General features: G+C 43.9%; 10 protein-coding genes. 8 read left to right on the top strand and 2 right to left on the bottom strand.

Features of this window, described 5'->3' with window-relative positions; genetic code table 11:
• Positions 1–84 (top strand): IS3 family transposase (locus Q3W56_RS12035; RefSeq protein WP_131121716.1); only part of this gene is annotated, 84 nt, incomplete at its 5' end.
• A gap of 62 nt (positions 85–146) precedes the next feature.
• Here the strand turns inward: Q3W56_RS12035 and Q3W56_RS12030 are convergent.
• Both Q3W56_RS12030 and fdhF read right to left on the bottom strand, forming a co-directional pair.
• Positions 147–629: a helical membrane plugin domain-containing protein gene (locus tag Q3W56_RS12030; RefSeq protein WP_268400163.1), complete on the bottom strand. Its 483-nt coding sequence runs from the start codon at positions 627–629 to the stop codon at positions 147–149.
• 18 nt (positions 630–647) lie between these two features.
• On the bottom strand, positions 648–3,590 hold the full coding sequence (fdhF, locus tag Q3W56_RS12025; protein ID WP_302895622.1) for a formate dehydrogenase subunit alpha: 2,943 nt from the start codon (positions 3,588–3,590) through the stop codon (positions 648–650).
• Positions 3,591–3,904: 314 nt separating this feature from the next.
• Here fdhF and Q3W56_RS12020 point away from each other — a divergent pair, with 314 nt between their 5' ends.
• The 7 genes from Q3W56_RS12020 to cypB all read left to right on the top strand — a co-directional run bounded on the left by Q3W56_RS12020 (position 3,905) and on the right by cypB (position 10,891).
• Entirely contained in the window at positions 3,905–4,273 is a 369-nt protein-coding gene (locus Q3W56_RS12020) for a Na-translocating system protein MpsC family protein (protein WP_302895620.1), read from the top strand.
• Between the two features lie 262 nt (positions 4,274–4,535).
• On the top strand, positions 4,536–5,336 hold the full coding sequence (locus Q3W56_RS12015; RefSeq protein ID WP_302895618.1) for a formate/nitrite transporter family protein: 801 nt from the start codon (positions 4,536–4,538) through the stop codon (positions 5,334–5,336).
• 389 nt (positions 5,337–5,725) lie between these two features.
• Positions 5,726–5,875, top strand: a complete 150-nt coding sequence (locus Q3W56_RS12010; protein ID WP_003237348.1) for a YrzI family small protein — start codon at positions 5,726–5,728, stop codon at positions 5,873–5,875.
• Between the two features lie 156 nt (positions 5,876–6,031).
• Complete coding sequence (locus Q3W56_RS12005) at positions 6,032–6,190, top strand: hypothetical protein (protein ID WP_302895617.1); 159 nt, start codon at positions 6,032–6,034, stop codon at positions 6,188–6,190.
• 186 nt (positions 6,191–6,376) lie between these two features.
• Complete coding sequence (locus Q3W56_RS12000) at positions 6,377–6,916, top strand: class I SAM-dependent methyltransferase (protein ID WP_302895615.1); 540 nt, start codon at positions 6,377–6,379, stop codon at positions 6,914–6,916.
• A 209-nt stretch (positions 6,917–7,125) separates the two neighbouring features.
• Positions 7,126–7,707, top strand: a complete 582-nt coding sequence (fatR, locus tag Q3W56_RS11995; protein WP_268400159.1) for a transcriptional regulator FatR — start codon at positions 7,126–7,128, stop codon at positions 7,705–7,707.
• 19 nt (positions 7,708–7,726) lie between these two features.
• Positions 7,727–10,891 (top strand): bifunctional cytochrome P450/NADPH--P450 reductase CypB, encoded by a 3,165-nt coding sequence (gene cypB, locus Q3W56_RS11990; RefSeq protein WP_302895614.1) that lies wholly within the window; start codon positions 7,727–7,729, stop codon positions 10,889–10,891.
• Positions 10,892–11,032: the final 141 nt, after the last annotated feature.

The raw sequence follows: 11,032 nt of genomic DNA, 5'->3' as shown, positions 1-11,032 counted from the left end.
TACATTCATTATTATAACAATATTCGTATTCAAACGAAACTAAACAACCAATCACCGATAAACTATCGACAATTGGCTGTTTAAAAGGTGTTTTGATCCCTGTCTCAAAAACGGGGGTCAGTCCCCTCAGGGATGGCTGTTTTTTATTATTTTTCCTGCAGTTCTTTTCCCATGCCTTTTAAAAACTGAAGGCCGAAGCCGACGGCTCTGTTGATATCAGGATCGTTCATTGCTTTTAAAAGGTCAAGAATTCCTACTTTCTTATCTTCTTTTAAAAAGCTTTGCGCCTGTTCAGTTCCAGCCATCACGCTTTCTAAAAGCCTTCCTGTGAACACAGGATCTGCTTTTGTTAATGCGCCTCCTGCGGCCATCATCGTGTTAATGAGATTGGTGACAGGCTCACGCGAAACTTGGCCAAGCGCAATCTTGGCGATGTCTTCCTTCGCTCTCAGCATGCTTGTTGCCGCATCAAAAATGCCAAGTTCATTGAGTTCATTCATTAACGTCATCGTTTTAGAGACGGCATCCTCATTTTCCGCCAGCAGCTCTTTCAGCTCTTCTATTTTTTCAAGCTTAATTTGTTCTGCTGTTTTTGTTTCTTTTTTAATCGTCGTAATTGGAGTGGCCATTCGTTTTCCTCCTTTCGTTTAATCAGTCAGATGGACATAGTCCGGACGGTTCCATTTTCTTTCTGCTTCGACCCCGTTTTGCGGATGCCGTTTTTTGTTGCGCGGATTTGTTTTCGGAAGCGGCGCTGTTTCGCAGCCCCCAAGCACCTCCATGCGGACCATCGTCTGTTTATATGCAGGCGTGTTCGTCCGTTTATCAGCTGCAGGTCCCGTCAGGAAATTAATCGCTGACTCTTTGTCTGTTGAGTTCATTGGCAGATAAAGTTCATTTTTCCGCACACGGTCTGTGACCAGCGCGTTTAATTTGACTGCTCCGAACGGTGAAACGAGCCGTACAAGCGAACCGTCACAAACCCCCCGCTCCTGTGCTAGTTCAGGCGAGATTTCAACAAATATATTCGGCACTTTTGATTGAATGCCTTTCGATTTATTTGTCATGTTTCCTTCGTGGAAATGCTCCAGCATCCGGCCGTTATTGATATGAAGATCATATTCTTCCGGAAATGCCGCTGGCTCAGTCCAATCAGAAAGGGCAAAGCGGGCTTTTTTGTCAGGGAAATTAAATCCGTCTTCATACAGAAGCGGTGTGCTTTCACCTGAGTAGCTGCCCCATAGGAAGCTGTTCCAGCCTTCAAGCACCTCATAACTTGCTTTGGCAAACAGAGGAGAAAGGCTCGCCATTTCTGAGAAAATGTCACTTGGATGGCTGTAATTCCAGTTTGCTCCTAAGCGGTTTGCCACCTCTTGAATGATCCACCAATCCGGTTTCGCGTCACCAAGTGTCGGCAGCGCCTGATATAATCGCTGCACGCGGCGTTCTGTATTGGTAAATGTTCCGTCTTTCTCAAGTGAAGGAGTAGCCGGTAAAACGACATCCGCATATTGAGCTGTTCTTGACAAGAAAATATCCTGAACCACAAAGAAATCTAGGCTAGATAAAATATCATGCACATGGTTCGCATTTGAATCAACAAGTGCCATATCCTCACCGACAAGATACATAGCTTTCATTTTTCCTTCTTCAATGGAATGAAGCATTTGAATATTATCTAAACCAGGCTTTCCATCAATCGAGACACCATAAGCCTCTTCAAATTTAGCGCGGGCTTTGTCATCTGTAATATGCTGATATCCCGGCAGCCAGCCAGGCAGTGTCCCCATATCGCAAGCGCCTTGTACATTATTGTGTCCGCGCAGAGGATAAGCGCCGGCACCCGGACGGCGATAGTTACCTGTAGCGAGAAGCAGGTTTGAAATCGCTGCTGACGTATCAGAACCGCCTGTATTTTGTGTGACACCCATTCCCCAAAGGACACAAGTGCCGTCAGCGTCACGGATCATTTCAGCGATTTGAATAATGTGTTCTTTTGAAAGGCCTGTGATGCGTTCTGCATAATCAAGCGTATAGGTTTTAAGCGTTTCTTTATAATCCTCAAAGTAATTGACATTCTCATCAATAAACGCCTGATCGTGCCAGCCTTGGTCGATCATATATTTCGTAACGGCCATCAGCCAAACCTGGTCTGTGCCTTGTTTAGGGCTGATGAACAGATCAGACCGCTCAGCCATTTCATTTTTACGCAGGTCGGCAACAATCAGTTTTTGGCCATGGAGCTTATGGGCCCGTTTGACGCGTGTGGCAAGCACCGGGTGTCCCTCCGCCGGGTTGGCGCCGACAATGATGACGAGACCGGCTTTGGCAATATCTTTAATCGTGCCGGCGTCACCGCCCATGCCGACAGTGCGGAACAATCCGTCTGTAGCAGGAGACTGGCAGTAGCGTGAGCAGTTATCGACGTTGTTTGTTTCAAATACCTGACGCGCTAATTTTTGAATGACATAGTTTTCTTCATTCGTAATTTTAGAAGAAGAAATAAACCCGACAGAGCCTTTGCCGTACTGCTCTTTAATTGATCCTAATCTGCTAGCGACAAGATCGAGGGCTTCTTCCCAAGAAGATTCCACAAAAGCCCCGTTTTTACGGATTAAAGGCTTTGTGATCCGCTCTTCAGAATTGACGAAATCCCAGCCGAATTTCCCTTTGACACATGTAGAAATCGCGTTAACCGGAGCGTCAGAAACAGGCTGAATCTTTAAAATATCCCGTCCTTTTGTCCATACTTCAAAAGAACATCCGACACCGCAGAATGTACATACAGTTTTGGTTTTTTTCGTTCTCGTTTCACGCATTGCCGCTTCGACTTCAGAAATGGCAAAAATGCTGCCATACCCAGGTTCAACGTTTTTCACGAGGTCAATCATCGGCTCCATGACATCCTCCTTGATGCCTGTCATAAAGCCAGCCTGCCCGAGCATTGATTTTTCCATCAGCGCATTACATGGGCATACTGTGACACATTGGCCGCAGCTGACACAAGAAGATTCATTGATCGGAACTCCCTCATCCCATATCACGCGAGGACGTTCGCGTTCCCAGTCGATTGAAAGTGTTTCATTTACCTGAAGGTTTTGACACACCTCAACACACTGGCCGCAAGCAATACATTGGTTTGGATCATAGCGGTAAAACGGGTGAGACATATCAACCGCGCAAGACGGGTCTTCTTTTGGCGTGTATGGGTATTTTTGATGCTCGATCCCCATCATTTCTGCTGTATTATGCAGTGTACAGTTCCCATTGTTATTATCGCAAACTGTACAATACAGCAAGTGATTTTCAAGAAGGCGGTCCATCGCTTCGGTTTGTGCTTCTTTCACACGACTTCCCGAAAGATCAATTGACATTCCATTTTCTGCGGCCGTAGAGCATGAACGAACCAGCTTGCCGTTTGCCTCTACAATGCAAGTATCACAAGTTTGAATCGGGTCAACCTCTGGAACGTGGCAAATCTGCGGATACTCAATCCCGTTTTCATTTAAAATGTCTAATATTGTGGCCCCTGCTCGTGCTTGAATTTCTGTTCCGTCAACACGGACTTTGATCGACTTAACGTCCATCATATTCATATTCCCCTCCATCTTTCTTTCAAGAAGTCAAAAAAAGCCATGTATAGATACACCTGTCCTTAATGCTAAGAAGGTGTAAACACACATGGCGGAATAGTTCACTAGCAAGTCTTACTAACAGACCAATCCTTGATTTTTATAAACCGATAGACTCATAACAAGATCCTATTACAAATCCATCAACACTGCTTTTATTATAAAGTGATATTTATTATAATACAATATATCAGGAAAATTTTAACCTAGTGAAATGTCCTGAGGGGAACCGGGAAAAGCCTTATGAGGCAGTATCGGAAGGGGTAATCAGCATGTCTAAAAAAATTCATGAGTTCAATGATATTATTCGAAAACTTCGCAAAGAATTGTTCGGCAAAGGGCCTGAACGGATTCATACTGTATTTGTAGAAAATATGGCAGTCTCAACACTGTACGGAAATCTGAGTGCAAGCGAGCAGTTTATCGCCCGCACACCTGAAGGCAGGGAAATGGTACATGCGGCCCGGACAAGCCTGATTCAAGATCTTTATTCCAAACAAACGCCGGAAGGAATGGAGGAACTGATGGGGGCTAAGCTTGTCCATTTGTTTTCTGATATTAAAATTGAGGAAAATATCGCTGTATCTGTGTTTGTCTTTGACCAAAAAATAGATGATCAAAAAGAAACTCTGCAAAGCTAGCATAATTGGCATTGACACAAATTTGTCACATTTGATATGATGTTGCTACAGTTATAGAAGGCAAAAAGCGATGGGATTGTATGCACGAATTGTATATATTCTCTTTCAATATCCTAATTCTGCTTGGTATTGTTGTATGGGTATGCACACAAGTTAGGCAGCATTCAAACGCCTGTTTTACACAGGTTATTTGAGTGCTGCCTTTTTTAGTGCCTTTCTGCCATAACTGTGAGAAAAGAAGAAATAATGGAGGCGTTTTAGTATGGCTTTTCGGAAACCGGATGAAATAGCGGATACAGCAATTGAAGCAGGGGTGAAAAAAGTAAAGCTGCCGCTGCCGTCTCTGCTTGTGCTGGGGTTTTTAGGAGGCGCATTTATCGCGCTTGGGTACTTGCTTGATATCAGGGTAATCGGGGACCTTCCGAAAGAATGGGGAAGCCTGTCCAGCTTGATCGGGGCTGCAGTATTTCCCGTCGGTCTGATCCTTGTGGTTCTTGCTGGCGCTGAACTGATCACAGGAAATATGATGTCCGTTGCGATGGCTTTATTTTCGAGAAAAATATCAGTAAAAGAATTGGCGGTTAACTGGGGAATTGTCACGATTATGAACTTAATCGGCGCATTATTTGTTGCTTATTTTTTCGGGCATATGGTTGGATTAACTGAAACAGGCCCTTATTTAGACAAAACAATCGCCGTTGCACAAGGAAAGCTCGATATGAGCTTCGGCAAGGTTCTCATTTCCGGCATCGGCTGTAACTGGCTTGTATGTCTTGCCGTTTGGCTTTCTTTCGGCGCTCAAGACGGAGCAGGAAAAATTCTTGGCATCTGGTTCCCAATTATGGCTTTTGTGGCAATCGGATTTCAGCACGTTGTCGCCAACATGTTTGTGATACCCGCTGCCATATTTGCTGGCTCGTTCACGTGGGGGCAGTTTATCGGAAACATCATTCCGGCTTTTATCGGCAATGTCATCGGCGGAGCAGTATTTGTCGGTCTCATTTACTTTATCGCATATCATAAGAAAGACCGCTCCAGAAAAGAAATGAAGCAGGTATCATGATCAAAGGACAAATCTATTCCATGATTTGAACAATTTTCGTCCATTTTTAGAAAAAGATGTTTACAAAATGGAATTTAGTGGATATACTTACAAAGTAAGAAAAAGCAAAGGAGGCTGAACAAAATGACAATGAGACAACGACGTCAACCTGTACGTGATACACAAGTAAAAGTTCATGGTTCATTCAGCCTGTGGAAGAGTTCGTGTCCTTCCTTAACCGATGCTTATCGCACGCATTAAATTCGGAATTAGTCGGACATACGCAACTCCCCGCAGGCAGTAGAGGCATTGGTGTCTTCTTTTGTCTGCGGTTTTTATTTACCCGCGGCAGAAGGACTGATGCCGCGGGTTATTTCGCTTGAAGCGGACTTTGAAAGGGGGTGAGCGATATGACGATTAACCTTTTCTTTTTAACGTTAACGATTAACAAACGGTTTAAAAGCCCGGAAGAATTCGAACGAGAACAGCAGATTGAGCAGATCTATGATGAAATGAAAGAGTCTCAGTTAAAGCATCTTTATTTAACGAACTGGCGCTAAAAGCAATGAAAAAGCTGAAGGGGGAGATGACATATGCTTAGAATGGAATTATTGATGCATTATACAATGGAGAAGGACCAAGTTTAGCGAAACAGCTGTCAAGAAAATGCCGGCTTGCATATCATAAATCAACGTTACAGCAAGGCAGGTGATGGCATGATGAATGATTATCAAAAAAGGCTGCCGTCGATAGGCCATGGTTATGCGTCCATGCCGCATTCCTTCAAACATGGTTATGGAAATCCATTCCGCCAGCAGAGGCTGATGGCCATACAGCAGCATAGGCTGTATGTATTCCCCTATCATTGGCATTAGAAAGAGGGCAGAAAACATTTTGTTTTCTGCTTTTTTGGCGAAAAAATGAAAAAGTTCAGTTTCATTGAAACATTTTTAAACACATTGCCGTCTAGTTGATATCTTCATATCTATTTAGAAATGAAGATGATGTTTATTTTTCGAATATAATAAATAAACATAGGAAACCAAAAGCAGGTGTTTAAAATGCTAGAAAGTAGACTCTATAAACGATCGAATCTTTTGAAATTATTTTCTCGGAAATATAAGCAAACCAAAACAATTGAGCATATGATGATGGACTCTTTAGACATACAAAAAAATGACAGAATTTTAGAAATTGGAGTCGGAAAGGGCACTGCCTTTAAGTGCATAACCGAGAAACTGGAAAAGGGAAGCTTAAAAAGCATTGACCCTTCAAAGCGAAAGGTAAGGCAAATATCACGCGCGAATCGAAACATGGGAAAAGGGGAGATTTTTCATGGCTATCCTGAGAACATTCCTTTTGATGACCGTACCTTTAATAAAGTGTTTTCCTTACATACGGTTCAGAGCTGCACTGATATGAGGCTTGCATTAAGAGAAATTTACCGGGTGCTTCAAATTGACGGCCGGTTCTACATCAGTATTGATGGAAATACTGATGTGAAAGAGAAAATGTATATTCAACTGCTGAAAGACCAGCATTTCAGGGATCTTTCTGCCATTAGGCGTGATTCTTGTCTATGCATTGTGGCTGTTAAATAAAATCATTTCTCGGGAAATATATTCAGTGACGTCTCTTGGGTATATTTTCTTAATTTATAATTTTTTCCATATATTTTATATTAAAATAAGTTTTTTTATATAAACTGATTACAAAAGGGTAAAGAGGTGATATCAGACAGATTGGAGATTCATTATGAACAAGCGGAATGAATATTCATTCCGTAATAAATTGGAGGTTGTAACAACATATGTTATCCGCATCCAGCAGTAAATACGACATGATTATGAAAGCGTCGGTCTCACTTTTTACGGAAAGGGGATTTAATGCTACCACTATCCCGATGATAGCTGAACGAGCTCATGTGGGAACAGGAACGATCTATCGTTATTTTGACAGCAAAGAAACACTCGTCAACGTATTGTTTCAGGAAAGCATCCAGCGCTTTACGGAAAAGTTGAAGCGAGATTTTTCGGAATTGCCTGTCAGAGAAGGCTTCCACCACGTATTTTGCTGTCTCGTTCAATTTACGAAAGAGAGTGACTATGCGCTATTTTTTCTTGATACGAAAAAAGACGCTCATTACTTAAATGACACTAGCAGAAAAATGATAGAACATCTGACTCATATGCTCGATGACTATTTTAACAAAGGAAAAGCAGAAGGGGTAATTCGCAGCTTGCCCTCTAATGTGTTAATTGCGATTGTGCTAGGGGCATTTCTCAAGATATATCAACTCGTCCAAACGGGTGATATAGAGATGGACATAAATTTAATTACTGAATTGGAACAATGCTGCTGGGACGCCATCAAGCTTCATTCATCACAATAATAGGAGAGGAAGATGTATTATGAAACAGGCAAGTGCAATACCTCAGCCCAAAACATACGGACCTTTAAAAAATCTTCCGCATCTGGAAAAAGAGCAGCTTTCTCAATCCTTATGGCGGATTGCCGATGAATTGGGGCCGATTTTCCGTTTCGATTTTCCAGGGATGTCCAGTGTTTTTGTATCCGGTCACAACCTCGTGGCAGAAGTGTGTGATGAAAGCCGCTTTGACAAAAACCTTGGCAAAGGCTTGCTAAAGGTGCGCGAATTCGGCGGAGACGGCTTATTTACAAGCTGGACGCACGAACCGAATTGGCAAAAAGCCCACCGTATTTTGCTTCCGAGTTTCAGTCAAAAAGCGATGAAAGGCTATCATTCTATGATGCTGGATATCGCAACCCAGCTGATTCAAAAATGGAGCCGGCTTAATCCTGATGAAGAAATTGAAGTAGCGGACGACATGACCCGTTTGACGCTTGATACAATCGGGCTATGCGGGTTTAACTATCGCTTCAACAGCTTTTACCGTGATTCTCAGCATCCGTTTATCACCAGTATGCTCCGTGCCTTAAAAGAGGCGATGAATCAATCGAAAAGACTGGGCCTGCAAGATAAGATGATGGTGAAAACGAAGCTGCAGTTCCAAAAGGATATAGAAGTCATGAACTCCCTGGTCGATAGAATGATAGCGGAGCGAAAAGCGAATCCAGATGAAGACATTAAGGACCTTTTATCACTCATGCTTTATGCCAAAGATCCTGTAACTGGTGAAACGCTCGATGATGAAAACATCAGACACCAAATTATAACATTTTTAATTGCAGGGCATGAAACAACAAGCGGTTTGCTTTCCTTTGCGATTTACTGTCTGCTTACACATCCGGAAAAACTGAAGAAAGCTCAGGAGGAAGCAGATCGCGTGTTGACGGATGACACGCCGGAATATACACAAATCCAGCAGCTGAAATACATTCGGATGGTTTTAAATGAAACACTGAGGCTGTATCCAACAGCTCCTGCCTTTTCTCTCTATGCCAAGGAAGACACTGTTCTAGGCGGGGAATACCCGATTAGCAAAGGGCAGCCTGTCACCGTTTTAATTCCGAAACTGCACCGGGATCAAAACGCTTGGGGAGAGGATGCAGAAGATTTTCGTCCGGAACGGTTTGAAGACCCTTCGCGTATTCCTCACCATGCGTATAAGCCGTTTGGAAATGGGCAGAGAGCTTGTATTGGCATGCAGTTTGCTCTCCAAGAAGCGACAATGGTTCTCGGTCTTGTATTAAAGCATTTTGATTTGATAAACCATACTGGCTACAAACTACAAATCAAAGAAGCATTAACGATCAAGCCGGATGATTTTAAAATTACTGTGAAACCTCGGAAAACAGCAGCAATCAATGTACAGAGAAAAGAACAGGCTGACACCAAAACAGAAACGAAGCCAAGAGAAACAAAACCTAAACACGGCACACCTTTACTCGTTCTTTACGGTTCAAATCTTGGGACAGCGGAAGGGATAGCCGGTGAACTGGCTGCTTACGGCCGCCAGATGGGCTTTACAGCCGAAACGGCTCCGCTTGATGATTATATCGGCAAGCTTCCTGAGCAAGGCGCAGTCGTCATCGTTACGGCTTCTTATAATGGGGCGCCGCCTGATAATGCTGCCGGCTTTGTAAAGTGGCTGGAAGGGCTTGAGAAAGGCAGATTGAATGGTGTTTCCTATGCGGTATTCGGCTGTGGAAACCGGAGCTGGGCCAGCACGTATCAGCGGATTCCCCGCCTGATAGATGACATGATGAAAGCAAAAGGGGCATCACGTTTAACAGCGATGGGGGAAGGCGATGCCGCCGATGATTTTGAAAGCCATCGCGAGTCGTGGGAAAACCGCTTCTGGAAGGAAACGATGGAAGCATTTGATATAAACGAAATATCTCAGAAAGAAGACAGGCCTTCATTATCCATTACTTTTCTCAGTGAAGCGACGGAAACGCCGCTTGCCAAAGCATATGGCGCGTTTGAAGGGAAGGTTTTGGAGAACCGGGAGCTCCAGATGGCTGATAGCCCGCGTTCCACCCGGCATATTGAATTGCAGATCCCTGACGCCAAAACATATAAAGAAGGCGATCATATCGGCATACTGCCAAAAAACAGCCAGAAGCTTGTTCAGCGGGTCCTCAGCCGATTCGATTTGCAGTCCAATCATGTGATAAAAATGAGCGGCGGCCCTCATATGGCTCACCTTCCGATGGATCGGCCAATCAAAGTGACGGATTTATTGGCGTCCTATGTGGAGCTGCAGGACCCGGCTTCAAGGCTTCAGCTGCGGGAGCTGGCTTCTTATACAGTCTGTCCGCCGCATAAAAAAGAGCTGGAACAGCTCGTCTCAGACGATGGCATTTATAAAGAGCAGGTACTGGAAAAACGTCTCACCATGCTTGATCTTTTAGAGGATTACCCTGCCTGCGAAATGCCGTTTGAGCGGTTTTTAGCACTTTTGCCATCACTAAAACCGAGATATTATTCCATTTCAAGCTCACCTAAAGTCAATGCCAATATCGTGAGCATGACAGTAGGCGTTGTTAAAGACTCAGCCTGGAGCGGGCGAGGCGAATACCGGGGCGTCGCCTCTAATTATTTAGCAGAGCTGAATACAGGTGATGCAGCAGCCTGCTTCATCCGAACGCCGCAATCCGGATTCCAGATGCCAGATGACCCTGAAACCCCTATGATTATGGTCGGACCGGGTACAGGAATTGCGCCATTCAGGGGCTTTATTCAGGCAAGATCTGTTTTGAAGAAGGAAGGAAGCGCGCTTGGTGAAGCTCTTTTATACTTCGGCTGCCGACGCCCCGATCATGATGATCTTTACAGAGAAGAGCTGGATCAAGCGGAACAGGATGGTTTGGTGACAATCCGCCGATGCTACTCACGCGTTGAAAACGAACCAAAAGAATATGTCCAGCACTTGCTCAAACAAGATACGCAGAAATTGATGTCACTCATTGAAAAAGGGGCTCACATTTATGTATGCGGTGATGGATCGCAAATGGCTCCTGATGTAGAGAATACTTTGCGTCAGGCATATGAAGCTGAAAAAGGAGCAAGTCAGGAAGAATCAGCCGATTGGCTGCAAAAGCTGCAAGATCAAAAACGTTATGTAAAAGACGTTTGGACAGGAATGTAATAAAAATAAAATCCCGCCATCAATCAGATTGGCGGGATTGCTTTGCATGTGAGAAAAACCGGCACGATAATGAAATCTACTGAAAAGGATGTTATAGGGAGTATCGCGCCGGCCTTATTGTTAATATCGTCTTACGGGGAC

It is taken from the genome of Bacillus sp. C28GYM-DRY-1, from assembly GCF_030519405.1.
Lineage (GTDB): Bacteria > Bacillota > Bacilli > Bacillales > Bacillaceae > Bacillus > Bacillus spizizenii_A.
The sequence above is the reverse complement of the archived record's forward strand: the minus strand, read 5'-3'. Positions and strand labels throughout refer to the sequence as shown.

Excerpts from the sequence above, each read along its gene's own strand:
- cypB (WP_302895614.1), top strand. The coding sequence starts at position 7,727 with ATGAAACAGGCAAGTGCAATACCTCAGCCCAAAACATACGGACCTTTA.
- Q3W56_RS12005 (WP_302895617.1), top strand. The coding sequence starts at position 6,032 with ATGATGAATGATTATCAAAAAAGGCTGCCGTCGATAGGCCATGGTTAT.
- Q3W56_RS12010 (WP_003237348.1), top strand. The coding sequence starts at position 5,726 with ATGACGATTAACCTTTTCTTTTTAACGTTAACGATTAACAAACGGTTT.
- fatR (WP_268400159.1), top strand. The coding sequence starts at position 7,126 with ATGTTATCCGCATCCAGCAGTAAATACGACATGATTATGAAAGCGTCG.
- fdhF (WP_302895622.1), bottom strand. The coding sequence starts at position 3,590 with ATGATGGACGTTAAGTCGATCAAAGTCCGTGTTGACGGAACAGAAATT.
- Q3W56_RS12030 (WP_268400163.1), bottom strand. The coding sequence starts at position 629 with ATGGCCACTCCAATTACGACGATTAAAAAAGAAACAAAAACAGCAGAA.
- Q3W56_RS12000 (WP_302895615.1), top strand. The coding sequence starts at position 6,377 with ATGCTAGAAAGTAGACTCTATAAACGATCGAATCTTTTGAAATTATTT.
- Q3W56_RS12020 (WP_302895620.1), top strand. The coding sequence starts at position 3,905 with ATGTCTAAAAAAATTCATGAGTTCAATGATATTATTCGAAAACTTCGC.
- Q3W56_RS12015 (WP_302895618.1), top strand. The coding sequence starts at position 4,536 with ATGGCTTTTCGGAAACCGGATGAAATAGCGGATACAGCAATTGAAGCA.